This is a genomic window from Massilia sp., from assembly GCF_046293535.1.
GTDB lineage: Bacteria > Pseudomonadota > Gammaproteobacteria > Burkholderiales > Burkholderiaceae_D > Telluria.
In genome coordinates, this window is record NZ_JBKBOV010000011.1 from 1 (window position 1) to 26,027 (window position 26,027).

At 66.8% G+C, this 26,027-nt stretch carries 22 protein-coding genes; 10 read left to right on the top strand and 12 right to left on the bottom strand.

Going from position 1 to position 26,027, the window contains the following annotated elements; translation table 11 throughout:
- Nucleotides 1-320: 320 nt before the first annotated feature.
- Genes hcaB through hcaE form a run of 4 tightly spaced genes read right to left on the bottom strand, consistent with a single transcriptional unit; the run spans nt 321 to nt 3,370 of the window.
- On the bottom strand, nt 321-1,151 hold the full coding sequence (hcaB, locus tag ACK4S9_RS08460) for a 3-phenylpropionate-dihydrodiol/cinnamic acid-dihydrodiol dehydrogenase (protein WP_409724120.1): 831 nt from the start codon (nt 1,149-1,151) through the stop codon (nt 321-323).
- On the bottom strand, nt 1,151-1,471 hold the full coding sequence (gene hcaC, locus ACK4S9_RS08465) for a 3-phenylpropionate/cinnamic acid dioxygenase ferredoxin subunit (RefSeq protein WP_027863998.1): 321 nt from the start codon (nt 1,469-1,471) through the stop codon (nt 1,151-1,153). Before hcaC ends, hcaB begins: the two co-directional genes overlap by 1 nt.
- Nucleotides 1,472-1,476: 5 nt before the next feature.
- Nucleotides 1,477-2,013 carry a 3-phenylpropionate/cinnamic acid dioxygenase subunit beta gene (gene hcaF, locus ACK4S9_RS08470; protein ID WP_409724124.1) on the bottom strand — a complete coding sequence of 179 codons (537 nt, stop codon included), beginning with the start codon at nt 2,011-2,013 and terminating at the stop codon, nt 1,477-1,479.
- Nucleotides 2,006-3,370, bottom strand: coding sequence for a 3-phenylpropionate/cinnamic acid dioxygenase subunit alpha (gene hcaE / locus ACK4S9_RS08475; protein ID WP_409724127.1), 1,365 nt, complete (start codon nt 3,368-3,370; stop codon nt 2,006-2,008). Before hcaE ends, hcaF begins: the two co-directional genes overlap by 8 nt.
- 136 nt (nt 3,371-3,506) lie before the next feature.
- Here hcaE and hcaR point away from each other — a divergent pair, with 136 nt between their 5' ends.
- Nucleotides 3,507-4,421 (top strand): DNA-binding transcriptional regulator HcaR, encoded by a 915-nt coding sequence (hcaR, locus tag ACK4S9_RS08480; RefSeq protein ID WP_409724130.1) that lies wholly within the window; start codon nt 3,507-3,509, stop codon nt 4,419-4,421.
- Here the strand turns inward: hcaR and ACK4S9_RS08485 are convergent.
- Nucleotides 4,418-5,998 carry an EAL domain-containing protein gene (locus ACK4S9_RS08485; protein WP_409724133.1) on the bottom strand — a complete coding sequence of 527 codons (1,581 nt, stop codon included), beginning with the start codon at nt 5,996-5,998 and terminating at the stop codon, nt 4,418-4,420. The genes hcaR and ACK4S9_RS08485 overlap by 4 nt on opposite strands.
- Nucleotides 5,999-6,242: 244 nt before the next feature.
- Here ACK4S9_RS08485 and ACK4S9_RS08490 point away from each other — a divergent pair, with 244 nt between their 5' ends.
- The 6 genes from ACK4S9_RS08490 to ACK4S9_RS08515 all read left to right on the top strand — a co-directional run bounded on the left by ACK4S9_RS08490 (nt 6,243) and on the right by ACK4S9_RS08515 (nt 12,574).
- Nucleotides 6,243-7,475, top strand: coding sequence for a 3-methyl-2-oxobutanoate dehydrogenase (2-methylpropanoyl-transferring) subunit alpha (locus tag ACK4S9_RS08490; protein ID WP_409724136.1), 1,233 nt, complete (start codon nt 6,243-6,245; stop codon nt 7,473-7,475).
- 2 nt (nt 7,476-7,477) lie between these two features.
- The gene (locus ACK4S9_RS08495) at nt 7,478-8,527 is read left to right on the top strand and encodes an alpha-ketoacid dehydrogenase subunit beta (RefSeq protein ID WP_409724139.1); all 1,050 of its coding nucleotides are present in this window, start codon (nt 7,478-7,480) and stop codon (nt 8,525-8,527) included.
- 1 nt (nt 8,528) lies between these two features.
- Complete coding sequence (locus tag ACK4S9_RS08500) at nt 8,529-9,878, top strand: dihydrolipoamide acetyltransferase family protein (RefSeq protein WP_409724141.1); 1,350 nt, start codon at nt 8,529-8,531, stop codon at nt 9,876-9,878.
- Nucleotides 9,879-9,882: 4 nt separating this feature from the next.
- Nucleotides 9,883-11,295: a dihydrolipoyl dehydrogenase gene (lpdA, locus tag ACK4S9_RS08505; protein WP_409724143.1), complete on the top strand. Its 1,413-nt coding sequence runs from the start codon at nt 9,883-9,885 to the stop codon at nt 11,293-11,295.
- Between the two features lie 237 nt (nt 11,296-11,532).
- Nucleotides 11,533-12,054 carry an outer membrane beta-barrel protein gene (locus ACK4S9_RS08510; protein WP_409724146.1) on the top strand — a complete coding sequence of 174 codons (522 nt, stop codon included), beginning with the start codon at nt 11,533-11,535 and terminating at the stop codon, nt 12,052-12,054.
- A 13-nt stretch (nt 12,055-12,067) separates the two neighbouring features.
- Nucleotides 12,068-12,574, top strand: coding sequence for an outer membrane beta-barrel protein (locus ACK4S9_RS08515; protein WP_409724149.1), 507 nt, complete (start codon nt 12,068-12,070; stop codon nt 12,572-12,574).
- Between the two features lie 332 nt (nt 12,575-12,906).
- Here ACK4S9_RS08515 and ACK4S9_RS08520 read toward each other — a convergent pair whose 3' ends face one another.
- From ACK4S9_RS08520 to ACK4S9_RS08535, 4 genes are all read right to left on the bottom strand, one after another.
- Entirely contained in the window at nt 12,907-13,257 is a 351-nt protein-coding gene (locus ACK4S9_RS08520; protein WP_409724152.1) for a hypothetical protein, read from the bottom strand.
- Between the two features lie 58 nt (nt 13,258-13,315).
- On the bottom strand, nt 13,316-14,200 hold the full coding sequence (locus tag ACK4S9_RS08525; RefSeq protein WP_409724154.1) for a DUF4236 domain-containing protein: 885 nt from the start codon (nt 14,198-14,200) through the stop codon (nt 13,316-13,318).
- An 80-nt stretch (nt 14,201-14,280) separates the two neighbouring features.
- Entirely contained in the window at nt 14,281-14,505 is a 225-nt protein-coding gene (locus ACK4S9_RS08530; RefSeq protein WP_409724157.1) for a DUF4236 domain-containing protein, read from the bottom strand.
- Between the two features lie 240 nt (nt 14,506-14,745).
- A complete protein-coding gene (locus tag ACK4S9_RS08535; protein ID WP_409724160.1) occupies nt 14,746-15,378 on the bottom strand; it encodes a TetR/AcrR family transcriptional regulator in 633 nt (210 codons plus the stop codon).
- Nucleotides 15,379-15,450: 72 nt separating this feature from the next.
- Between ACK4S9_RS08535 and ACK4S9_RS08540 the strand changes: the two genes are divergently transcribed.
- Nucleotides 15,451-16,017 carry a GNAT family N-acetyltransferase gene (locus ACK4S9_RS08540; RefSeq protein ID WP_409724163.1) on the top strand — a complete coding sequence of 189 codons (567 nt, stop codon included), beginning with the start codon at nt 15,451-15,453 and terminating at the stop codon, nt 16,015-16,017.
- A gap of 7 nt (nt 16,018-16,024) precedes the next feature.
- Here the strand turns inward: ACK4S9_RS08540 and ACK4S9_RS08545 are convergent, their stop codons facing one another.
- Entirely contained in the window at nt 16,025-16,462 is a 438-nt protein-coding gene (locus ACK4S9_RS08545; protein WP_409724166.1) for a hypothetical protein, read from the bottom strand.
- Nucleotides 16,463-16,946: 484 nt separating this feature from the next.
- Here ACK4S9_RS08545 and ACK4S9_RS08550 point away from each other — a divergent pair, with 484 nt between their 5' ends.
- A complete protein-coding gene (locus tag ACK4S9_RS08550; protein WP_409724169.1) occupies nt 16,947-19,739 on the top strand; it encodes an EAL domain-containing protein in 2,793 nt (930 codons plus the stop codon).
- Between the two features lie 106 nt (nt 19,740-19,845).
- Nucleotides 19,846-22,101, top strand: a complete 2,256-nt coding sequence (locus ACK4S9_RS08555; protein WP_409724172.1) for an ATP-binding protein — start codon at nt 19,846-19,848, stop codon at nt 22,099-22,101.
- A gap of 11 nt (nt 22,102-22,112) precedes the next feature.
- Here ACK4S9_RS08555 and ACK4S9_RS08560 read toward each other — a convergent pair whose 3' ends face one another.
- Together ACK4S9_RS08560 and ACK4S9_RS08565 are read right to left on the bottom strand one after the other, a co-directional pair.
- Nucleotides 22,113-23,087, bottom strand: coding sequence for a glycoside hydrolase family 43 protein (locus ACK4S9_RS08560; protein ID WP_409724175.1), 975 nt, complete (start codon nt 23,085-23,087; stop codon nt 22,113-22,115).
- Between the two features lie 9 nt (nt 23,088-23,096).
- The gene (locus ACK4S9_RS08565; RefSeq protein ID WP_409724177.1) at nt 23,097-25,997 is read right to left on the bottom strand and encodes a TonB-dependent receptor; all 2,901 of its coding nucleotides are present in this window, start codon (nt 25,995-25,997) and stop codon (nt 23,097-23,099) included.
- Nucleotides 25,998-26,027: the final 30 nt, after the last annotated feature.

The window sequence follows — 26,027 nt, forward strand, 5'->3', positions numbered from 1 at the left end:
CCGAGGAGGCCGTCCGCATCGATACCACCGGCCTGGGGATCGACACGGTCGTTTCGCAGGTGCTGGCGCTGTTGCCGGCGCGCATGGACTGACGGTCCCGCGCGCCGCGTCATCGGTGCCGGTGATCCGGCAGAGGTCCGTGGTTGCACAGGATGCACCGCGGACGTTTCGACGTTGCACATATATGCAAGTGCTTTACCGCTCCACAGTTCCGGCATCCGCGCGCAAGCGCGGGTGACAGGCGCCGGCCGGGCGGCCCCCGACGATGACGTAGACGGGACGATGCATGGTGTCGTTCTCGCGATGGGTTACAGGCGGCATCACAGATGCAGGCCGCCCGCCACGTGGCGGATGCCGCGGATGCCCAGGCCGGCATCGGCATTGATCATGACGCCGCTCAGCACCCGGTTGTTGGCGGTGGAGGCCAGCATGACGTAGGGGCCGGTGAAGTCGGCGGGGTCGGGAAAGAACTGCAGCGGCAGGATGCCGGCGATCGCCTCGGGCGAGCGCGAATCCATGATGCGCTTGCCTTCCTGGCCGAGCGCGGCCGGGCCGCGCAGGTCGCTCGCCATGCCGCAGGGCGCGACGCCGTTCACGCGCACCTTGGGCGCCAGTTCATAGGCCAGCTGGCGCACCAGGCCGACGGCCGCGTGCTTGCTGGCGGTGTACAGCGGACCGCCACCGCCCGGGTAGAACGCGGCGTTCGAGAGCGTGAAGATCATGCTGCCCTCGCTCTCGACCAGGGCCGCGGCGGCGGCCTTGGCGCCCAGCAGGTAGCCCTTGACGTTGACGGGGAACAGCTCGTCGAAGCCCCGGTCCAGCTGTTCCGGGGGCAGGTCCATCAGGCTCGATGCATGATCCCAGATCGCGGCGTTGCCCACGAAGGTGTCGAGCTTGCCGAAGCGGGCGAGCGTGGCGGCCACGGCGCGGGCATTGTCCGCGAACGAGCGCACGTCGCCCTGCACCGCGACCACGTCGGCGCCGAAGCGCGCCTCCAGCGCGGCCACCTTGTCGGCGCAGCGCTCCAGCACCCCGACCCGGCAACCCTCCGCCACGAAGCGCTCGACCAGCGCCAGCCCGAGCCCGGAGCCGCCGCCGGTGATCAAGGCCACCTGGCCGTGCAGCCAGCCGCCCTCTTGCGGCGCGCGCATCACGCGGCCTCCGGGAGTTCGATGTAGATGTTGCCGTTCACCACGGCGACCGGGAAGGTGCGCAGCGGCTCGGTGGCCGGCTGGCACAGGGCCGCGCCGGTCTTCAGGCAGAAGCGCGCCGCATGCAGCGGGCACTCCACCGTGCCGTCGTCCTCGACATAGCCTTCCGACATCGAGGCATTGCCGTGGCTGCAGCGGTCGGCCAGGGCGAACACCTCGCCGTTCGAACGGAACACGGCGAGCGCTTCGTTCGGGCCGTCGATCTTGATCGCCCCGCCGTCCGGCAAGGCCTTGTCTTCGCAAACGAGAATACGTGTCATGGCTGTCAGAAAAGTACGCTGAGGTTGTGGGTGGTCAGGGTGGCCTGGTCGAGCACGATCTCGCGGCGGCAGATCTGCCAGCCCGCGGCCGTGTCGGCGCGGCGTACCCGGTCCATGCGCTTGCCGGCATAAATCGCCTGGTCGCGCTCCTTCTGGGTGCGGTACAGCAGGTAGTTCAGGCGGATCTCGAATTCGTCGGGGTTCTCCGTGGCGCGCACCACCAGGTTGGTCACCAGGTGGCGGGTCCGCGACGGCGGCTCCTCGGCCCAGGCCATGCCGGTCTCGAGGCGCGCGATGCGCCGTTCGAGCTGGGCGTGGGTGTCGTTGAAGATCCAGGTCGTGGGCGGCTGCACGCCGCGCCGGCGGTCGCGCGTCTGGGCGTTGGACGTGGTGCGCATGGTGTACTCGATGTCCTGCGCCAGCAGGTCCAGCCAGTCGCGGAAGCGCCAGTCGTCCAGCAGTTCGGCCTCGTGGTACAGGAACTGCGCGATCTCGTGGTGCAGTTCCATCGGCACGCGGGGCATACGCTCGGTGTCAGCCATGCTTGAGCACCTCCTCGTCGTAGGCGCGGGTGCGCTCGTGCACCTGCTCCCAGCTGTCGCAGGCCAGCAGGTCGGCCCAGCGGCGGTACATCGCGCGCGCGGCCGTCTCCGAGAAGATGTAGTTGGTCACGCCGGGGATGCCGTCCTCGCGTTTCTTTTCGTTGCCGATGCCCATCTCGACCACCAGCTTGGTGGCGCGCGCGCGTTTACCGCGCAACACCTTCTGGATCTCGACCCAGTTCTCGGAATCGTCCTGCTCGAGGAAGCCGGCCGGACCGAAGGCGCGCGTGGCGCTGCGTTCGAAGGCCTGCTTGACTTCTTCCGGGGCGTCCTTGTCGGCGATGCAGAAGGCCCAGACTTCCACCTGGTTCGGGCCGCGCGGGTGCCAGACCCGCAGCGTGGCGGTGCCGTTCAGCCACGACATGGTGGGAAACATGTTGTTGTGGCCCGCCAGGCGCAGGGCGCGCACCTTGCCCAGGCGCTGTTCGGCCTCGGGATAGGTGTCGCGGTAGTATTGCGACACCATGCCGTCCACCCAGACGTTGGCGTCCGGTTTTTCGGTGAAGAAGAAGCCGCTGCCGTGGCCGGCCTGGCCGTATTGCAGGGCGTCCTTGGCGGTTTCCCAGACGGGACGCGCGGTCTGGCCGGCGCCCAGCGCCTTCTCGGCGGCGTCCGGCTTGGCGCCCAGCACTTGCACCGCGGAAGCGTGCGAGAACAATGCGTGGTACTGGTCGCTGGCGAACTGTTCCGCCGGCAGCTTCCAGTTGCAGTCGATGACCCATTTCTGGACGCCGCCGACGATCTCGGTGCCGCCCGAGCGGCGGTCCAGCACGCCGTCGAGATACCAGGCGATGTCGCCCATGTATTCCTCGAGGGACGGCGCTTCCGGATCCCAGTTGCCGAAGATCAGGCCCTTGTATTCGACCACCCGCGTCACTTCCTGCAGGCCGAGTTTTTCCTTGCACAGGCCGTGCGGGTAGGCGCGCTGTTCCAGCGGCACGTCCACCAGGCTGCCGTCGGTGCCGTAGGACCAGCCGTGGTAGGGGCAGGTAAAGGCGCGGGTATTGCCGCAATCGGCGTGGCTGACCCGCATCGAGCGGTGGCGGCACTGGTTCAGGAAGGCCTTGACCGAGCCGTCCTTCTGGCGCACCACGATGATCGGGTCTTCGCCCATGTAGGTATTGAAGAAGTCGCCAGCCTTGGGGATTTGGCTGACATGGGCCAGGAACAGCCAGCAGCGGCCGAAGATCCGCTCCAGTTCCAATTCATACAGTTCGGGGTCGGTATAGATCGACGATGCAACCCGGCCAGTCCGTGCGTCGACCAGCGCATCGAAGTCGATGACTTTTTCAGACATTTTGCGTCTCCTCTACGAGGCTTCATGGTGGAAGAACTTCGGCATATCATCGTAGGAAGAACCCTATCTGTATAATATTTTGTTTGTCGTAATTAAGACGTTTTAACGATAACAGAGCAATCGCCCGGAGGAACCCATGGAATTGCGCCACCTGCGCTACTTCGTCGCCGTCGCCGAAGAACTCAGCTTTACGCGCGCGGCCGAACGCCTGTGCACGGCCCAGCCCTCGCTGAGCCAGCAGATCCGCGATCTCGAAGAACAGGTGGGAACGCTGCTGATGACGCGCACCCGGCGCAAGGTGGAGCTGACCGAGGCGGGCCAGGTGTTCCTGACCGAAGCGCGCCTGACGCTGGAGCAGGCCGAGCGGGCCGTGATGCGGGCGCGCCATGTTGGGCGCAAGGGCAAGTCGACGATCACGATCGGCTTCGTGCCGGCCGCCGAGGTCCGGATCTTCCCGGCGATCCTGCCGCGCCTGCGCATGCGCCTGCCGGACCTGAGCGTCGAGCTGCGCAGCAATCCCACCATCGAACAGGAGAAGATGCTGCTCGACCGCGAGGTCGACATCGCCTTCCTGCGCAAACCCATCGCGTCAAGCGGCATCGCCAGCGAAGTGGTGCTGCGCGAAGCGCTGGTGGTGGTGCTGCCGGCCACGCATCGATTGGCGCAGTTCCAGGAAATCACTCCCGAACAACTCGACGGCGAAGCCTTCGTCCATACCGATCCGCTGTATTCCGGCGAACTGCACCAGATCGTCGAGGCTTACTTTGCCCAGCATGGCGTGCGGCCGAGGGTGACCCAGGTCGCCACCAACGCCCTGCTCAACATGAACCTGGTCGGCATGGGCCTGGGCATCGGCCTGCTGCCCGCCTACGTCACGGCGCTGACCAACCCATCGATCTGCTCGCGGCCGCTGGCCGGCGCGGCGCCCGAGATCGATCTCCTGATGGCATGGCGCGCCGGCGACGACACGCCGGCCCTCACGGTGCTGCGCGAGCTGGTGGCGCGCCACGCCGATGTGCGCGGCGAACTGCGCGGCGGGCCAGCGCCCTAGCTTGCCTCGCGCGCCGTCAGTTCCTCCGCCCCTTCCATCCGGCGCAGGACCTCGGCGAAGGACATCGACTGTCCGAACAGCCAACCCTGGGCGTATTGCACCCCGTGCCTGAGCAGGAAGTCCGCCTGGGCCTGGCTTTCCACGCCTTCGGCGATCATGCGCAGCCCCAGGTCGCGTGCGATGGCGATGATGTGCCCGACCACCTGGCTGGTCGGCGCCCCGGTGCCGATCGCCTCGATGAAGCTGCGGTCGATCTTCAGGAAATCGAGTTCCAGCGATTCCAGGTAGGACAGGCTCGAATACCCGGTGCCGAAGTCGTCGATCGCGATCGCGAAACCGTGCCGGCGCAGCGCGCCCGAGGTCTCGCGCGCGACCACCGGGTCGAGCATGCCGCGCTCGGTCACCTCGAGGATGATGCTGGACGGATGCGCGCCCATCTGCTCGAGTGTGGCCTGCAGCTTGGCGAGGAAGTCGGGCGAATGGAAGTCGGCCGGCGCCACGTTGATGCCGATATGGAAGTCAGGATGGCTTTCCAGGTAGAAGCCGGTATCGCGGCAGACCAGTTCGAGTACCTGGTGGGTCAGCTTGACGATCGTTTCGTCCTGCTCGGCGATGGGAATGAACAGCTCGGGCATCACGATCTCGCCGGTGGGCCGGCGCCAGCGCACCAGGGCCTCGACGCCGGTCATGCGGCCGCTGCCCAGCTCGACCACCGGCTGGTATTCCAGGAAGAATTCCCTGCGCCGCAGCGCCGCGCGCACGGCACAGGGCAAGGCCATCTGCTGGCGCGCCAGGTACAGGATCGCGCAGGCCAGTGCGAGGCCGGCGAGTACCCCCACCGGTACCAGCCGGGCTGCGACATCCTGGGAACGGTCTTGCAGGTAGTGCAGCGGCACGGCGGCGATGCCGACCGTCCCGAAGCTCGAGGAACGCACCGCGGCCACCACGTGGCCGTCCTCCTCGAACACCACCTCGCGCGCACTGCCGAGGCGTTTCGACCAGCTGGGGTCGATATGGCCGCGGGAACTGATCGGCGCGTAGAAATCGAGGGGCACCACGGCCAGCGACACGTCGGGCTCGCTCTTGGCGGTGTCGATCGGCATTTGCGCATGCAGGATGGCGGCGTAGCTACCGTACTGCAACACGAGGAAGGCATCCTGGGGCGCGAAGGGAAAACGGACGTCGGTGCGCACCACGGCGCCGGATGCGCTGCGATAGGCGGGCTCGCCCAGTTCCAGCACGCGCGCGCCGACGATGGACGAGCAGACCATCCGGTTGCCCTCGACGTAGCCGACCGCCTGGATATAGGTCGAGCCCAGGTCGATCTCGCGCATCAGGTCGATATTCTCCGGCGCACAGGGTGCGGCCGTGTACGGGGCCAGCCGCTTGACGGCCGCGGCCACCTGCGCGGCGGTCTCGTCGCCGCGCATCACGACGTCGCGCGCGTAGCCGAGCGCATGCACGCTTTCCGCCTTGAAGGCTTGCCGCTGCGATTCCTCGATGGCAAGCAGGATGGGGCCGCCGATCCCGGCGATCGCCAGCAGGAGCGTCAGCAGAACGACGGCGGTCTTTTTCATGTTTCCCTGCGCACGGGCATGAAGGGATGCTGCGGCAGTCCCATACTACAGACGCCGCGGGCGGCCCGCAATCGGCGGCAGGCGCCTGACACGCCCTTGTACCGCTGCCGATACAGCATGCACCAGCGCACGCCCCTCTCTGCCCGGTCCGCTATGCTGCATAGCAATATGAAAAGGACTTCGTGTGCGCGGCCGTTCGCCTTATCATGCTTGCCGCAAGTCACCTTACAAAGGGGAAGCGTTTATGAGTCAGAGTAAGCCTCTGTCGCTGCATGTACCGGAGCCTACCGGCCGTCCGGGCTGCAAGACCGATTTTTCGTATCTGCAATTGAGTCCCGCCGGTGCCATCCGGCGTCCGCCCGTCGACGTGGCGCCGCTCGACACGAGCGACATCGCGAACGGCCTGATCCGCGTCCTGGACGAGAACGGCGACGCCGTCGGCCCCTGGGCGCCCGAGGTCGATCCCGAACTGCTGCGTTTCGGGCTGCGCACCATGATGAAAACCCGCATCTTCGACGCCCGCATGGTCATCGCCCAGCGCCAGAAGAAGATGTCCTTCTATATGCTGTCGCTCGGCGAGGAAGCCCTCGGCACGGCCCAGGCCCTGGCCCTGGAAGACGGCGACATGCACTTCCCGACCTACCGCCAGCAAAGCCTCCTGATCGCCAAGCAGGTGCCGCTGGTCGAGATGATCTGCCAGCTGCTGTCGAACGAGCGCGACCCGCTCAAGGGCCGCCAGCTGCCGGTCATGTACTCGGTGCGGCGCGCCGGCTTCTTCTCAATTTCCGGCAACCTGGCCACCCAGTACCCGCAAGCGGTGGGCTGGGCGATGGCCTCGGCGATCAAAGGGGATACCAAGATCGCCTCGGCCTGGATCGGCGACGGCGCCACCGCCGAATCCGATTTCTCGACCGCCCTCACCTTTGCGCACGTGTACCGCGCGCCGGTCATCCTCAACGTGGTCAACAACCAGTGGGCGATCTCGACTTTCCAGGCCATCGCAGGCGGCGAGAGCGTCACCTTCGCCACCCGCGGCATCGGCAGCGGCATCGCGTCGCTGCGCGTGGACGGCAACGATTTCCTGGCGGTGCTGTCCGCATCGCGCTGGGCGGCCGAACGCGCCCGCTCGAACCTGGGTCCGACCCTGATCGAATGGGTCACCTATCGAGCCGGCCCGCACTCGACCTCGGACGATCCCTCGCGCTACCGCCCGGCCGACGACTTCCAGCATTTCCCGCTGGGCGACCCGGTGCAACGCCTGCGCCAGTACCTGACCAAGCAGGGCTGGTGGTCGGACGAGGAGCACGAGCGGGTGCAGGCCGAACTGGAGGCGGAAGTCCTCGCGGCCCAGAAGGAAGCCGAGTCCTACGGCATCCTGGGCGACGAGCGCGCCCCGAGCGCAGCGACGATGTTCGAGGACGTGTACAAGGACATGCCGGAGCACCTGCGCCGGCAACGCCAGGAACTGGGAGTGTGAGCATGGCGCGAGACGATATTCCTAAGGAAACGGCAACCATGCCGATGACCATGATCCAGGCGCTGCGCTCGGCCATGGACGTGATGATGGAACGCGACGGCAACGTCGTGGTGTACGGCCAGGACGTCGGCTATTTCGGCGGCGTGTTCCGCGTCACCGACGGCCTGCAGGCGAAATACGGCAAGTCGCGCGTGTTCGACGCGCCGATCTCGGAAGGCGGCATCGTCGGCACGGCCGTCGGCATGGCGGCCTACGGCCTGCGCCCGGTGGTCGAGATCCAGTTCGCCGACTATTTTTATCCGGCCACCGACCAGATCGTGTCGGAAGCGGCGCGCCTGCGCTACCGCTCGGCTGGCGAATTCACCTCGTCGATGGTGATCCGCATGCCCTGCGGCGGCGGCATCTACGGCGGCCAGACCCACAGCCAGAGCCCGGAAGCCTTCTTCACCCACGTGTGCGGCCTGCGCACCGTGATGCCGTCCAACCCCTACGATGCGAAAGGCCTGCTGATCGCCTCGATCGAGAACGACGACCCGGTGATCTTCCTGGAGCCCAAGCGCCTGTACAACGGCCCCTTCGACGGCCACCACGACCGTCCGGTGGTGCCGTGGTCGGGCCACGCGCTGGGCAACGTCCCGACCGGGCACTACACGGTGGAGCTGGACAAGGCCAACATCGTCCGTCCGGGCAATGACGTGACCGTGCTGGCTTATGGCACGATGGTCTGGGTGTCGGAAGCGGCGGCGCGCGAATCGGGCGTGGACGCCGAGGTGATCGACCTGCGCAGCATCTGGCCGCTGGATCTGGAGACCATCGTCAATTCGGTCAAGAAGACCGGCCGCTGCGTCATCGTGCACGAGGCTACCCGCACCAGCGGCTTCGGCGCCGAGCTGGCGGCCCTGGTGCAGGAACACTGCTTCTACCAGCTGGAAGCGCCGATCGAGCGCGTCACCGGCTGGGACACCCCGTATCCGCATGCGCAGGAATGGGCTTATTTCCCGGGGCCCGACCGTGTCGGCGCGGCCCTGAAACGTGCGCTGGAGGGTAAATAACATGGGCATTCATGTCATCAAGATGCCGGACCTGGGCGAAGGCATCGCCGAGGTCGAAGTCGTCGCCTGGCACGTGCAGCCGGGCGACACGGTCAAGGAAGACCAGGTGCTGGCCGACGTCATGACGGATAAAGCCACGGTCGAGATCCCCTCGCCGGTGGCGGGCGTCATCACCAGCCTGGGCGGCGCGGTCGGGCAGTCGCTGGCCGTGGGCGCGGAACTGATCCGTCTCGAGGTCGAAGGCGCCGGCAATTTCTCCGGCGAGAAGGCGAAGCAGGAACCGGTGAAGTCGGCGGCCGCCACGGCGCCGGCCGAAGAAGTCGCGGAACCGCAGCTCGAAGCGGTGGCGCAGGCGGAAGGCGCGGCGGGTGCGCAGGCGCGCGCGCCTGCCCCGGCGGCCCCGCCGCCGAAGCCGTCCGCAGCACCGCAACGCAGCTACCAGAACGGCCCGGCGCCGATGCGTGCCGAAGGCGAAAAGCCGCTGGCCGCGCCGGCCGTGCGCCAGCGCGCCTGGGACCTCGGCATCGAACTGCAGTTCGTGCACGGCAGCGGCCCGGCGGGACGCATCCTGCATTCCGACCTCGACGCCCACGTGGCGGGCCGCCGCGGTGGCGCGCAAGGCACGGGCCGCGACGAGCGCTACGCCAAGCGCGAAGGCGAACAGTCGGCGCCGGTGATCGGCCTGCGCCGCAAGATCGCCGAGAAGATGCAGGAAGCCAAGCGCAATATCCCGCACTTCACCTACGTGGAAGAAGTCGACGTCACCGAACTGGAAGCGCTGCGCACCCAGCTCAACGCCAGGTATGGCGCCGAGCGCGGCAAGCTGACCTTCCTGCCGCTCTTCATGCGCGCGGTGGTGCTGGCGCTGCGCCAGTATCCGATGATGAACGCGCGCTACGACGACACCAACAACCTGCTGACCCAGTACGACGGCGTGCACCTTGGCATCGCGGCCCAGACCGAGGCCGGCCTGATGGTGCCGGTGGTGCGCCACGCCGAGACGCTCGACCCCTGGGCCGCGGCGGCCGAGGTGGCGCGCCTGGCCGATGCGGCGCGCGCCGGCCGCGCCACCCGCGAGGAGCTGAGCGGCTCGACCATCACCATCACCAGCCTGGGCCCGCTGGGCGGCATCGTCACCACCCCGGTGCTGAACCGGCCGGAAGTGGCGATCATCGGCCCCAACCGCATCGTCGACCGCCCGATGATCCGGGATGGCGCGATGGTGGCGCGCAAGATGATGAACCTGTCGTCCTCGTTTGACCACCGCGTCATCGACGGCCAGGTGGCGGCCAAGTTCATCCAGGCCATCCGCGGCTACCTCGAAACCCCGGCGACCATCTTCGTGGAGTGAACAGATGGAGACTCTTAACACAACCCTCCTGATCATCGGCGGCGGCCCGGGCGGCTACGTGGCCGGCATCCGCGCCGGCCAGCTCGGCGTGCCGACCATCCTGGTCGAAGGCGCCGCGCCCGGCGGCACCTGCCTGAACATCGGCTGCATCCCGTCCAAGGCGATGATCCACGCGGCCGAGGAGTTCTGCAAGGCGCGCAGCTATGCGGCCGAGACTTCGCCGCTGGGCATCACCAGCGCGGAGCCGCGCATCGACCTGGAGCGCACGGTGGCCTGGAAGGACGGCATCGTCAAGAAGCTCACCGGCGGCGTCGGCGCGCTCCTGAAGAAGAACGGCGTCAAGCTGGTACAAGGCTGGGCCACCGTCCTGGACGGCAAGACCGTCGAGGTGCGCGCCGAGGGGGAAAGCGAAGCCTCGGTACGCATCCGCTGCGAGCACATGCTGCTGGCCAGCGGCTCCGAGGCGGTGGAACTGCCCTTCATGCCCTTCGGCGGCACGGTCATCTCCTCGACCGAAGCGCTCTCGCCCGGTGAGATTCCGCAGCGCCTGGTGGTGGTGGGCGCCGGCTACATCGGCCTGGAACTGGGCACCGCGTATCGCAAGCTCGGCAGCCAGGTCACGGTGGTGGAAGCGGCGGACCGGATCCTGCCCGCCTACGACGCCGACCTGGTCAAGCCGGTGGCGGCGAGCCTGGGACGCCTGGGCGTCGAACTGCGCCTGGGCACCAAGGTAGAGGGCCTGGACGGCGAGGATGGGCAGCAGCGCGTGCGGGTGCGCGACGCCTCCGGCGTCGAAGCCCTGCTGGACGCCGACCGCGTGCTGGTGGCGGTGGGCCGCAAGCCGCGTACCACGGGCTGGGGCCTGGAAAACCTGATGCTCGACATGAACGGGCGCGCGGTCAAGGTGGACGACCAGTGCCGCACCTCGATGCGCAATGTCTGGGCAATCGGCGACCTGACCGGCGAGCCGATGCTGGCGCACCGCGCCATGGCCCAGGGCGAGATGGTGGCCGAGATCGTGTCGGGCAAGCGCCGTCACTTTGCGCCGGGCGCGATACCGGCGGTGTGCTTCACCGATCCGGAAATCGTGGTGGTCGGGATGTCGCCACTGGAGGCCGACAAGGCCGGTGTCGAGATCGTCACGGCCAGCTTCCCGTTCAGCGCCAACGGGCGTGCGATGACCATCGAAAGCACGGATGGTTTCGTACGCGTGGTCGCGCGCAAGAGCGATCACCGCATCGTCGGCTGGCAGGCGGTGGGCGGCGCCGTGTCCGAACTGGCGGCGGGCTTCACGCAGTCGATCGAACTGGGCGCCCAGCTCGAGGATATCGGCGGCACCATCCACGCCCACCCGACCCTGGGCGAAGCGGTGCAGGAGGCCGCCTTGCGCGGATTGGGACACGCGCTGCACATCTGAGCCCGCCTCTCGCGGACGCAGCCGCCCATCCGGGCGGCTTTTTTTTCGCCCGATCCGATCAGGATTTGACTGGATTGAGGGGGAGGCAAACAAAATATGCATACATAGTTACATTTGCAAACATTATTTGCACATTTGTGCCAAGTGATGAATTGCAGTCAACGTATCCCAACTGCAATAATCGCTTCGCGCTCGGGAATCGCCCCAGCGCATCAACGACAGAAAGAGGCACATAACATGTTCAAGAAAATCGCAGTAACAAGCGCCCTGCTCATCGCTTCCTCGGCCGCCTTTGCCGCCCAACCGAATACGTTCTATGCCGGCGGTGACGTCGGCAAGACCAAGGTCGACGACTTCTCCAAGCGCGACACCAGCCTCGGCGGCTTCGTCGGCTACAACTTCCACGAGAACTTCGCCGTGGAAGCGGGCTACCGCCGCCTGGCCGACTTCGACATCGCGGTCGGCACCCCGGCCATCGGTTTCGCGGATGGCAGCGCGAAAGTCGACCAGACCCACCTGTCGCTGGTCGGCAGCCTGCCGGTTGCGCAGAACCTCAGCCTCTACGGCCGCCTGGGGGTGAACCACCTGGAAGCCAAGGTCAAGGCGGCCGGCTACAGCGGCAAGGACTCGACCACCAAGGCGCTGTACGGCGTCGGCCTGAGCTACGCCTTCACCCCGGCCGTGTCGGCGCGCCTCGAAGTGCAGAAGCCGTCGAGCGACGCGACCAACCTGAGCGCCGGCGTCGCCTTCCAGTTCTGAGAAAGGCCGCTACATGTTCAAGAAAATCGCAAGCGCCGCCGTCCTGCTCGGCGCCTGCTCGGCCAGCATCGCCGCACAACCGGGCAGCTTCTATGCCGGCGGCGAAGTCGGCCGCAGCAAGATCACCGATGTCGGCGGCCATGAGACCAGCTTCGGCGGCTTCGTCGGCTACGGCTTCCATCCGAACTTCGCCGTCGAACTGGGCCAGCGCCGCCTGTTCGAGCGCGACTTCCGCGGGTCCGGCATGGGCGCGAACATGCGCGTCGACCAGACCTCGCTGTCGCTGCTGGGCAGCCAGCCGATCGGCGAGAGTTTCAGCGTCTACGGGCGCCTTGGCGCCGCGCGGTTGCAGGAGCGTTTCAGCAGCGACGGATTCACCAACAAGGACTCGAGCACCAAGGCCCTGTACGGCGTCGGCCTGAGCTATGCGATCACCCCGGCGGTCGCGGCGCGCGTGGAAGTGCAGAAGATCTCCCAGCAGGCGAGCAACCTGAGCACCGGCTTGTCCTTCCAGTTCTAAGCAAATCTGTCTTCCTCCAAGCCCGGCTGTGCCGGGCTTTCTTTCGTCCGTCGTGCTTTGCCGCGACATGCCCGCTGCGGCGCGTCGGGTGGTCGGCTTCGCCGGCCGCGCGTTCAACAGGTGTAAGCGCACTCGCGTGGCATGCCGAAGCTAGGCGCGCATAGGCGAAAAATTGAACTCTACGGATTGAGTATGGCTGCAACATAACGGACGAAAACCACCACCGGCCAAGATCAGGTAGGTGCCACACTACTAATCCCCATTCGGGGAATCCTCTACTCCTTTAGTTCGATAACATCAAGAGTCGCGTCGACACCGTCTGTCGAAGTTCGTCATCGTTTTTGGGCACACACAAAATTCACCAAATCAGATTTGCTCGACCCTGACAGAATGTCAGTCCATTTGCTAGGTGTGCCGGTAATCTTGTCAGGGCCGTTCTCGCTGTACCCCATATCACGGTACTGCGTGGTCTTGCAATTAATTTCGGTCTTTGAGTAGCCGGTCTCATTGACGCCAACACGCTTATGCACCGTCGTTGTAATGCCATCTTTGATTTTTGCATCTAACAAATAATATCTACCTTTGTCAGCCATAGAACGAGGAATCTGGACTTCTGCGCTAGCTGCTGTGTTGCAAATGATCATTAGTGACGAAAAGAGACAGACGATGATATTTTTTTGCATTGTGTTCTCTCTGCGGGGTTTCTTAATAAATTGTTGACGCTTAAGGCGACGCAATCATCTACGTCCCAACGGTTAGAGGTGTTATCGGCTTGAAAATTCCTGTCGCCGTCATATTACGCCGCAGATCGAAAGCAGCAAGTGCTTCGCCGGGATCAATTTGGTTGAGCATCGCGAAGTTAATCTCATCCCACTGATCACGATCCACACGTACGGAGTACAAATAGTCCTCTTTCGTTTGTCCCGTGGCGCTGTCGATCCGCTGGGAATACCCCGACAACACGATCTTGCGAACGGTGGGCAGTGCAGCGAACGCTTCGCCAAGAATACGAAACCCGAGTGAATGCACGTGTTGCTGATAGAGCTTGCGCGTGGCTGTAGCGCCAGCTTCTTTGATGGTCAAATCCCAGCTCCTTGCTCCGAGTGCCGCCCGCATCGTAGGCATATGCTCGATCTCAGGCAAGTCGACATCAAGCTCAAGCGCCGTGCCGTCTTCGCTCACCGAAAGACTGATTAATGTTTCTTTAGGCCAGACAATCTCACTGAGGCGGTGCTCCAGCAGCTTTTCCATCGGATCTGGATTGCCGGCCATGGCCGCGCTGTATGCCATTCGTGCCTGGACGTTCCTCTCGGCGTGAGCCGTTTTTTCTTGTTCGTACTGTTCGAGTGCGACGCGATACCCGCTTTGTCGACGCAGATTCTCGGCCTCTGCCCATTGCCGCTTGCCGGGTAAGAACCGCTCAGCAAACCCCAGGTTTACCTCTTCTGGGGGCAAAGGCGGTACCGCATCGAATCGCGCAGGAACGAACTTAGTAGACAGAAGTGGCGCTGGTGTGTGCCAATGTAAATTGCCGAGAGCCGAGATGTCATTATTGATCTCGTCGCAGCGCTGCTCAAGAAGCTGACGAATCGCATCTGGATGCTGCCGGCGCGCCTGTGCAACCAATTCTTCTGAGACCGGCAGTCCGTTCTGGTCACTATAGCGAACGACACCATCCTCACCGACTTGGAGCGATAGTGATACCGTTACCGTTTCTCGTTCAGCCGTGCGACGGGGGACGGCCGCAGGGGCATCAAGGCGGGTTCGCGAAGACAGCCCGGTACCAGGAATGCTGGCGTTGAAATAGGTACCGCGCTTCCCAATGCTGACTGACGCGCCACGAGACCGAGCGACCAGGACATTCCTGAACTGCCGACGTTGAGCCGAACACCCGGCGCAAGTTTGAAGGACTTTCTAAATCGCAAACCCATGATCACCTTAATCCTCGACTATTCAATCGATGATATGGGCGTGTAGCTTCTTTAGCAAGCTATCAACAGTAGTATTGCAACCGACGTCTACCTGAGGATATCAACCGGCCACCGGTAGAATTGAATGGCGGTTGCGCACTCAATAATTCTAGCGAAGCTCTATACAGCACTTTTTGCAGTGGCATGCATGCCCGGATGTATATGGGCGTCGGCATGCCTACAGGTTCGCACTGATAGACCCTAGGCTGCCCGCCGGCGACGCTGCGGCGCCGACAGCACATTGCCGAGTCGCAGCGCCGTGTCCACCATCGACTCGATGTCGGGCGCATAGCCATTGTCGATCCAGCGCAGCGCGATATGGATCACGCCGCCGACGACCCCGGCCTGCAGCAACTCGTCCTCGGGGGCGCCCGGCGCGGCCACGATGCGCGCCACTTCGCGCCCCACCGCGCGCAGCGCCGTGTCGAAGGCCTGGTCGACCGCCCGGCTGACGCCGCGGATCTCGACCAGGAACACCCGCGCCGACTGCGGCTCGCGCTGCAGCGACGCGAAATAGGCATGCAGCATGGCGCGCGAGCGCGCGATGCGCCCGCGCCCCGCTTCCCGGGCCGCGCGGGTGATCTCTCCCAGCACCGAATAGATGATCGCATTGAAGGAGTCGATCAACAGCGCTTCGCTGTTGGGGAAGGATTCGTAGAAATAGCGCTCGGTCAGGCCGGCCGCCTCGCACACTGCCTTGACGGTGGCCTGGTGGTAGCCGCGCTCTCCATAGACCGCAATCGCGGCGGCGACCAGACGCGCACGGCGGTCGGCGCGCCGCTCTTCCTGGGACAGCCCGCGGTAGGAGCGGGTGGTGGTGAGCTCTGCTTTCATGGCTACATTCTACACAGAAACTTGTTAGCCTTCTTGTCACTCCTTTTCCGACAATGTCGCTAGAATGCCGCCATGAACCGCCTTCACACCCCACGCCTGCTGCTGCGCACCTGGGAAGCGCAGGACGCCAGGGATTTCTGGGAACTGCACCACGACCCGCGCGTGACCGAATTCCTGCCGGGCCGGCCGACGTTGGCGCAAGCGGAGGCATTCATCCGCTCCCAGCAGGAGTTGCATGCGAGGAGCGGGGCCTGCTATTTCGCGGCGACGCTGGCGGCGACCGGCGAACTGGCCGGTTTCGTCGGCCTGAAGCGCCACGAAGCGCAGCGGGAGCGCGGCCTGCCTTTCGCGCCCTGCACCGACATCGGCTGGCGCCTGGCGGCCCGGCACTGGGGCCAGGGCTATGCGGGCGAGGCCGCGCGCGCCTGCCTGGACTTCGGCTTCACGCAACTGGGGCTGGACGAGATCGTCGCCTTCACCGTCCCGGCCAACCTGCGTTCGCGCGCCCTCATGGAAAAGCTGGGCATGCGCGAAGACCTCGGGGGCGCATTCGCGCACCCGGCCTTGCCGGCCGAGCATCCGCTGTCGCGGCACGTGCTGTACCGCCTGCGCCGTAGCGAGGCCGCGGCAGGCGCCTGAAGTCGCGTCAGCGCTCGCGCGGCGCGGTGCCCTGGTCGTACTGGTCGGCGTCGGTCTGGCCGCTGGGCATGTTACCGCCCTGGCCTGCCTGCTCGGCGGACTGCTGATTCGACTGCTGCCCCGACTGGCGGCTGGCGCCGCTGCCCTTGCCGATTCCTTCCATCCCGGTCTGGATCTGGCCGCCCTGGCTGCCGCCGCTGAAGGCCTGGTCGGCCTCCTGGTCGGTGGTGTCGCCGGCGAGCAGGTCGTCCGAGCGGCTGGCCGACTGCTGGCTGCCCTGCTTTTCGCTCCCCATGGCGCCGATGTCGCCGGTGCCGCCGACACCCATGCTGCCCGCGCTGCTGGTCCCGTCGCGGGTCGTCTGGTCGTAGTTGCGCCCCTTGGCGTCCTTGCCTTCGCTTTGCATCGACATGCTGCCCTCCTTGGCGTGGAATGTGCGTTCCATGATAGTGCGCCCCGTGCTGCGCACGAATAGTCCGGGGCCGAAGGCGCCTGTAGGAGCAGGCCGGCGCGTCCAGCCGCGGCAGCCTGATGTCCGGACAGCCCCACCAGGTCGTCCAGGTCGCCGGGCTTGCGCAGCGCCACCGCGGCCGGCCACATGGCGCGGCGATGACACAACGAGTCCAATGATGAAACGTGCAATCCTGCCATTGGCCGTCCGCCTTCGCAGGAACCCGTCATGACAACCGATCTTCGCGCCCTGGTGGTCTTCGCCGACCCGTCGCTGCGCCGCTCGCGGATCGGCACTGGTACGCGATGCCGACCGAAGGAGTGACCCGCCAACATGGGACGATGAAAGTTGTATAGACGAGTGTCGTAATTCAGTCGTTACGCGTAGTGTTTCCGTCGGGAATCATTATACTGGCGGGGCCGGCCTCTCCGGACGGCGCCTTCCTAGCAGCGGCACCTGCCGCACACTCGTGACTATCTTGGACACCTCCCCGCCGGACGGGCTCGCGCGCCTCGCCGAAGAAAACGCCGCACTGATCGACAATGCGCTCGACCTGATGGTCGTGCACGACCCGTTTGGCCGGATCGTGCGGGTCAACGCCGCGGCGCGTTCCCTGCTCGGCTACGAACCGGCCGAACTCGTCGGGCGGCATTACACCGTCCTCATTCATCCGGACCAGCACGAAGAAGCACGCGGCGTCGAGGCGAGCCTGCGCGGCGCCACGCCGGAGCGCACCGATATCCCCCTGCGACTGTGCCGTAGCGACGGGCGCGCGATCCTGATGTCGATCGCGGCGCGCTGGTCGGCGCAGCACGAGCGCATGTTCGTCACTGCCCGCGACATCACCGGGCAGCAACTGGCGCGCGCAGCCCTGGAGCGATCGGAAGCGGCGCTCAACAGCATGCTGGAAAGCATAGGCGACGCCTTTTTCTCCGTCGACGGCGAGTGGCGCCTGACCTACGCCAACCGGAAGGCCGGCGATTTCGTCGGCGTCGATGCAGCCCGGGCCATCGGGATGCCGCTGCTGGACGTGGCGCCCGACCTGCTGGCCTCGCCCTCGCTGCCGCGCTACCAGGAGGCGATGGCGACGCGCCAGGCGGACTGCTTCGAGACCTTCTGGGCGCCGCGCCAGGTCTGGCTGGAAGTGCGCGTCTACCCGCATGCGGACGGCATCTCCGTGTACTTCCACGAGATCAGCGCCCGGCGCGAGGCCGAGCACAGGCTGCGCAAGAGCGAGCAGCGCTTCCGCAAGCTGTTCAACCAAGCCGGCGACAGCATCATGATCGTCGATGGCGCCATGCGCATCGTCTCCGTAAACGACCAGGCCTGCGCCCGTTTCGGCTACAGCCGCGCCGAGTTCCAGGGCATGCTCGCCACCGACGTCAATGTCGGCCTCGCCGACGGGCGGGCGCTGCTGGCAAGCCTGCGCGCCGGCCACGCCCGGTTGCTGCGCACCGACAAGCGTTGCAAGGACGGCAGCGTGTTCCCCGCCGAAGTGCAGGTCTCCCGTTTCGACGACGAAGGCGAGGAATTCTTCCTGGCCGTGGTCCGCGACCTGAGCGACCGCGCCGAGGCCGAGCGCCAGTTGCGCGAGAGCGAGCAGCGCTTCCGCGAGGTCATCGAGATGACGCCTTCCGGCTACCTGCTGGCCGGACGCGACGGCGCGCTGCTGGACGTGAACCCGGCCCTGTGCGCCCTGTCGGGCTACCCGCGCGCGATGCTGCTGGAACTGCGCCTGGCCGAACTGTTCGTCGCCTTTCCCTTCGCCTCCCTCGAGGGCGGCGAAAACGGACCGATAGCGGTGCAAGGCATGGAAGCGGTCCTGCGGCACCGCCACGGCTACCCGATCCACGTGCTGTTCAACGGCAGCATCAAGCGCGACGCGGATGGCCGCGCGCTCTCGCTCACCGGCCTGATGACCGACATCAGCGCGCGCAAGGCGGCCGAGAGCCGCCTGCGGGAACTGGCCACCCACGACACCCTGACCGGCCTGCCCAACCGCGCCCTGCTGGGCGAGCGCGTGCAGCAGATGCTCGACGCCTGCCCGCAAGGCTGCTCGGTGGCGGTGATGTTCCTCGACCTCGACCGCTTCAAGGAAGTCAACGACTCCTTCGGCCACGAGATGGGCGACGTGCTGCTGTGCGAGGTCGCCGCGCGCCTGCGCCGCGTGATCCGTCCCACCGACATCATCGCCCGCCTCGGCGGCGACGAATTCGTGGTGGCCGCGCATTGCGCCAGCGGCCAGGCGGCCGCCGCCAGCATCGCCGAGAAGCTGCTCGACCTGCTCACCGCGCCGGTCGAGATCGGCGGCATCGACGTGATCGTCGGCGCCTCGATCGGCATCAGCATGTACCCGCAGGACGCCCGGACCCGCGAGATGCTGTTCCAGAGCGCCGATACCGCGATGTACCGCGCCAAGAACGGCGGGCGCAACCGCTACCGCTTCTTCGAGCCGCAGATGACGCTGGCCACCCAGGCGCGCATGGCGCTCGAAGTGTCGCTGCGCCCGGCGCTGGCGCGCGGCGAGTTCGAGCTGCACTACCAGCCGCGCTACTGCTTGTCCGCGGCGAGTCCGGACGGCATGGCCCTGTACGGCATGGAGGCGCTGGTGCGCTGGAACCACCCTGAGCGTGGCCAGGTGCCGCCCCAGCAGTTCATCGGCATCGCCGAGGAGACCGGCCTGATCGTCGCGATCGGTCGCTGGGTGCTGGAGCAAGCCTGCAGCCGCACGGCCGAGCTGATGCGCGAGTGCCGCCGCAAGGTCGTGGTCTCGGTCAACGTCTCGGCGCGCCAACTGGCGCAGGCCGGTTTTGCCGCCGAGGTGCGCACGGCGCTGGCCGGCTCCGGCCTGCCGGCCGACTGCCTGGAACTGGAACTGACCGAGAGCGCCCTGATCGAGGACATCGAGCATACCGCGACGGTGCTGCGCGAGCTGAAGGGGCTGGGCGTTCACCTTGCCGTGGACGACTTCGGCACCGGCTACTCGAGCCTGGCCTACCTGCGCCGCTTCCCGATCGACGTGCTCAAGCTCGACCGCTCCTTCCTGATGCAGCAGGACGAGAACGTGGCCACGGTCGACTTCGTGAAGGCCTTCGTGGACATGGCGCACGCGCTCGGCATGGCCGTTGTGGCCGAAGGCGTCGAGACCGCCGAGGTGCTGGCCTTCCTGCGCGCGGCGCGCTGCGACCAGGCCCAGGGCTACTACCTGGCGCGGCCGATGCCGCTGGCGCAGTTGCGCGCCCTGGTCGGCGCGCACGCGGCGGCCGCATGACCGCAACGGGGCTGTTTTCCGTCCGACAAGACGAACACGGTATGATGGCGGCTCCCCATCACCACCCTCATCACCACTGCTGCCGCGCGGCTCCGGAATCGACGACATGAACAGGACCGCCCGCAGTACCCGTATCTCCACCCAATTGATGCTCCTGTTCGCGGGCCTGGCCCTGGGGACCGTGCTGGTCCTGGCCCTGGTCCTGAACCGGCTCGCCACCGAACGCTCGGAAGAGGAGCTGGGACACCAGTTCGCCGAGATCGCCCTCCAGACCACCGACAAACTGGACCGCACCCTGTTCGAGCGCTACCGCGAAGTGCGCCTGCTCTCGATCCAGGCCGGGCTCGCAGGCGGCGGACTCGACGTGGCCGCCAAGCGCCGCTTCCTCGAAGAGATGCAGAAGACCTACCCGTACTACGCCTGGCTCGGCATCACCGATCCCGACGGCCGGGTGCTGGTCTCCGCCAACCGCCTGCTGGAAGGCGCCGACGTGGCGGCGCGGCCCTGGTACGCCAACGCCTTCAAGGGCAAGCACCTGACCGACGTGCACGAGGCGGTGCTGCTCAGCAAACTCCTGCAGCCCGGCGGCGGCGAGCCGATGCGTTTCATCGACATCGCCTTTCCCTACCGCGACGCGGCGGGCCGGGTCGCCGGCGTGCTGGGCGCCCACCTGAGCATCGACTGGGCGAGCGACATCGAGCAGTCGGTCATGCGCCCGCTCATGACCCGGCGCCGCCTCGAGGCGCTGGTGGTGGGGCCGGACATGAACGTCATCATCGGTCCCGCGCAGCTGGTCGGCACGCGCCTGGTCCCGAACCGCAAGGGCCTGGCAGGCGCCGGGCAGAACGGCTACGCGGTCGAGAGCTTCGGCGACGGCAAGACCTACCTGGTGGGCTACAGCCGCAGCCAGGGCCACAGTTTCGCGCCCGGCCTCGACTGGACGGTGCTGGTGCGCCAGGAAGCGGACGAGGCCTATGCGCCGATCGCGCAGTTCCGGCGCCAGGTGATCGTCATCGGGCTGGTGATCGCCCTGCTGGCGGCGCTGCTCGCCGCGCTGCTGGCGCGCCGCATCTCGCAGCCGCTGGGCGTGCTGGCCGAGACGGCGCGCCGCATCGAAGCCGGCGAGATCCAGGACATCGAGGACGTGCGGGGCGGCTACCGTGAGATCGGCATGCTGCGCATCGCGCTGCGCTCGCTGATCGGCAAGCTGCAGGCCAACGAAGGCGCCATGCGCCAGGCCGCGCGCCGCAAGGACGAATTCCTCGCCACCCTCGCCCACGAACTGCGCAACCCGCTGGCGCCGATCTCGGTGGCCGCCGAGCTGCTGTCGCTGGCGCCGCCCGACGCCGTCCAGCAAAAGCGTTACGGCGCCATGATCGGGCGCCAGGTGCGCCACATGACCGACATGATCGACGATCTGCTCGACGTCTCGCGCGTCACGCGCGGCGAGATCAAGCTGGAGCGGCGCCCCACCGGACTGCAGGACGTGGTGGCGGAAGCGGTCGAGCAGGTGATGCCCCTGATGGCGTCCAAGAAGCACCTGCTGGCCCAGGCGATCGTCCCGGTCCCGGTATGGGTGCCGGGCGACCGCACCCGGCTGGTGCAGGTGGTCGCCAACCTGCTGAACAATGCGGCCAAGTACACTCCCGAGGGCGGGCGGATCGACCTGGCCCTGTCGATCGACGGCGGCCGCGCGCTCTTGTGCGTGCGCGACAACGGCATCGGCATGTCGGCGGACCTGATCGAGCACGCCTTCGAACTGTTTACGCAGGAAACCCGCAAGACCGACCTGAGCATGGGTGGCCTGGGTGTCGGCCTGGCGCTGTCGAAGCGGCTCGTGGCGCTGCACGAAGGCGAACTGACGGTCAGGAGCGCCGGCCAGGGCATGGGCAGCGAATTCACGGTGTCGCTGCCCTTGTCGACGGAGCTTGCGCCGTCCTGCGCGCCCGTGCAAGCGCGGCCCGCGCCCGCCGAAGCGCGGGCGGGCGGCCTGGTGCTGATCGTGGACGACAATACCGACGCGGCCGACACCCTCGGCCTGCTGGCCTGCTCGCTCGGCCACGAGGTGATGGTCGAATACGGTCCGCTGGCGGCGCTGGAGCGGGCGCGCGTCCACCCGCCCAGGATCTGCCTGCTGGACATCGGCATGCCGGTCATGGACGGCTACGAACTCGCCGGACGCCTGCGCGCGCTGCCCGGCATGCGCGATGCGCTGCTGGTCGCCGTCACCGGCTACAGCCAGGAGGACGATCGCCGGCGTGCGCTGGCTGCGGGCTTCGACGAGCACCTTGCGAAACCCGTCGATACCGAGGTGCTCATGCGCCTGCTGGAACGCCGGGCGCAGCCGCTGGCGTGCAGCTAGCGCGCCAGCGCTTACAGGACCAGCCCGGCCGGGGCGGGCTGGCGCGTGAAAGTCGGCCCGGCCGTGGCCGGGCGGCCGCCCTCCCAGACCAGGCGGTCGATGCACATGCGCCGCCCGGTCATGGCGGTGTCCCAGGCGTGGTACACGATCCAGTCCTGGCTGCCGTCCGGCGAGGTGGTGAAGGAATTGTGGCCCGGGCCGATCACGTTCCCGGGGCGCGAACGCATCAGGAGCGCCTCGTGGCTGCCTTCGGGCCGGGTGAACGGCCCCAGCGGGTGGTCGGCGACCACGTAGCTGACCCCATAGTTTTCCTTTTCCCAGGCGCCGCCGCTGTAGAAGCAGTAGTACTTGCCGCCGTGATTCAACACCGAAGCGCCCTCCACCGTGTGCCAGTCGTAGACCGCGTCGTACATCGCCCGCTGCTTCTTGAACAGCTGCCAGTCGGCGTGCGGGCGCGCCACCGTGCGCGGCTCGCCCGCCAGCCGGTCCATCGCCACCAGGCGGTCGACCACGATGCCGGTGCCGATGCGGTGGTCGTCCTCGAGTTCCAGGAAGTCGACGCAATAGTACAGGTACCATTGGCCGTCCTTGTCGCAAAACGGGTGGGCGTCGATCGAGAATTGCAGACCCGGCACCAGCAGCACGCCCTGGTCGACGAAGGGACCGACCGGATTGTCGGCCACCGCCACCCGCAGCTTCTGGTGCTTGCCCTCGGCGTCGCCGCGCGAGTAGTACATCCAGAACTTGCCTTCGCTGTGGGCCACTTCCGGCGCCCAGAAGTGGTCGTTGCCCGGATCGGCCGGCGCCGAAATGGCGAAACCCGCGCGGTGCCAGTCGACCAGGTCGTTCGACACCAGCACCGGGAAGCGCCCGCCCCCGGGACCGTCGGGGGCGGTGCCGTAGGCGTAGTAGCGGCCCTCGTGCTTGAGCACGAAGGGATCCGCCATGATGTCCGGATAGACCGGGTTGCAGTAGGTCTTTTGCATGGTGGCCCCTTACATTTGGTAGCGCAGGCTCAGGCCGTAGGTGGTCGGGTTGTAGCGGATGTCGCGCGGCCGGATCGGGTCGCCCAGGTAGCTCTCGTAACGCTCTTTAGTCAGGTTGATCGCGTCGAAGTTCAGCGTCAGGTTCGGTGTGAGGGCGTAGCCGAGGCTCAGGTCGACGTAGGTCGACGCCTTGACGATGCGGTCCTGGCCGAAGCGCGGCTCGGCGATCTGCTCGACGTACTTGCCGCGCCGGGTCGCCGCCAGGCGGCCGGTCCAGCCGCCGTATTCGTAGAGCAGCGTGAAGTTGTAGCTGCTCTTGGCCACGTCGATCAGGGCCGTGCTGCGATACTCGCCGGCCGCGTTGCGGGTCTGGTTCTCGCCGTCGGTCCAGGTGTAGTTGAACTGCGCGCCCAGGCCGCTCCAGGCGCCCGGCAGGAAGTCGAAGAACTTCTGGATCCCGAATTCGGCGCCCCTGAGCTTGCCCTTGCCCGAGTTCTGCGGCCGCAGCACGCGGTAGTTGACGCCGTTGATCGTCTCGTTGCCTTCGATCCGCTGCAGGTAGCCGTCGATATCGCGGTGGAACAGGGCGATCTGGGCGAAGCCGTTGTCCTCGAAATAGTATTCGAGGGTGGCGTCGCTGTTGATCGACTCGGTCGGCGCAAGCCGCGGATTGCCCGCCGCGCCGGTGCCGGGCGCGTTCACGGTCGGCGGAATCAGGGACAGCGCGGGATTCAGGTCGGTGAACGCGGGCCGGGTGATGGTCTTGCCGACGCTGAGGTGCGATTGCAGGCGATCGGTCCAGTTCACCACTGCCGACAGGTTCGGCAGGAAATTGGTTTCGTCGCTGTCCTCGTCGATCGGGGTGATCGTGTCGCCGACCCGCAGGTTGCCCTCGAGCTTGCGGTCGACCTTGACCAGCCGCCCGCCGAGGTTGCCGGTCACGCCCACCGTGCCCAGCTGCGCCTTCCAGCGCGCGCCCAGGTGCAAGGTGGCGGTGCGCTCGCGCTGCTCGAACAGGCGCATCGGGTCGTCCGCGACCCTGCCCGCCGGCTGGCCGTAGAAGGCGCGCACGGTGTCGGCCTGGTCGATCAGGAAGTCGCGCGAGGGGGTGTACCATGGGCCGCCCAGGCGGTCCAGGCCCGGCACCAGGCTCTGGAACGACGATCCGAAGGCCGCCACCGGGGACGGGCGCACGCCGCCAGGCAGGTCGTTGGCGCGTTCGCCGCCGTGGAAACTGACGTCGCGGCTGGACAGGCGCACGCCGCCCGTCAGCGCGCTGATGAAGCCGTCGCCCAGGCGGTACACCGCATCGAGGCGGAACTGGGTCTGTTCGCCGCGCGATTCGCCCCAGTTCTGCACCATGCCGCGCAGGACGAACTGGTTGGGATCGCGCAGCGCGTTGGAACTGGTCGGGGTGGTGATCGCGTTGTAGCCGCCGTGGCCGTCCCGCCCGTAGGTGTAGACCGAGGAGCTGGCGCCCGGAATCTGCTGGTCCACGATCACCGTGTCGTTGACGTAGTCCGAGCGCGTGAAGGCCAGGTTGCTGTCGACCGACAGCGGGCCCTCGCGGTACTTGGCGCCGAAGTTCAGGAAGTGGGTCGCGGTGTGCTCCTTCACGCCCCAGGTGCTGGTGGCGGTGTACGGATCCCAGTCGTAGGGGCCGCCGAAGCGGGCGGCCGGCGCGCTGGCGGCCTGGATCGGGCAGATCACCCCGGCCGGGGTATTGCAGTAGTCGCCCTGGGGCGCCAGCACCACGTTCGTCAGCCGCGGCGTCCAGGTGGCGATGTTGAGGATGTAGTCGACTTCGTTGCGGGTGCCGTAGCCGGTGCCGAGGTACTGGGCGGACGCTTCAAGCTGCGGACTGACTTTCCACTGCACCGCGGCATGCAGGCTGCCGCGCTCGCGGTCGCCCGCGTTGTAGATGCCGCCGATGTTGGGCAGCTCGCCGAGGCGGTCGCCCGGGCGCAGCGGCGCGATCGGCTGGTCGTCGTTCAGGCGCGTGGCGGTGCCGTCCGGGCTCACCGAGAAGATGCGGTCTGGCCGGTCCACCCATTGCACCGGCATCGCCCAGTTTTCCTTGTTGTAGGCGACGTCGACCAGCACGCCGATCTCGCCGACCCCGGTCTGCCAGCGGTTGCTCATCAGGATGCCGCCGCCCGGATTGGTCTTTTCCTTGCGCGCTTCGCTGCCCTCGACATACTGGCGCCGGCCCTCGAGGAAGCCGCTGACGGTGTAGCCCTTGAAGTCGAAGGGCGCGCGCAGGCGGACGTTGACGGCCCCCGCGATACCGCCCTCGAACTGGTTGGCGGTGGCCGACTTGTACACGTCGAGCCCGCCGATCGACTGTACCGGCAGGTCCTGGTAGGACAGGCGCCGGCCGGTGCCGGTGAAGATCTCGTTGCCCTCGATGGTGGTGGCGACGTCCGGCAGGCCGCGGATGATCACGCTGCTGGTCTCGCCGCGGTCGCGTCCGACCTGCACCCCGGCGATGCGCTGCAGGGCGTCGCCGGCGGCGCGGTCGGGGAACTTGCCGATGTCGTCGGCGTTGATCGAGTCCACCACCTGCTCGCTGTCGCGCTTGATCTGCTCGGCGGAGCGGATGCTGCTGCGGATGCCCGCGACGGTCACGGTGGCGATGCCGCCTGCCGGCGTGCCCTGGTCCGCCGCTTCGCGCGCCGTGCTCTCGGCGGTGGGCTGGCCGGCCTGGCCGGACTGGGCCTGGGAGGTGGATTGGGTCGCATCCTGGGCGGCGGCAAGGCCGATGTGGGCGCACAGCAGCATGACGGCCGCGCAGACCGGCCGGACTTTCAAGGTGCTCATCGAGGTCTCCTGGTCGATGGCCGTGCCTGCGTCCGCCGCCTTGCTGGGCATGCGGACGGGCCGGCCGATATTGGCATCGTTATTAGTCATAATTTATGACCAATATGACAAAAGCTATCC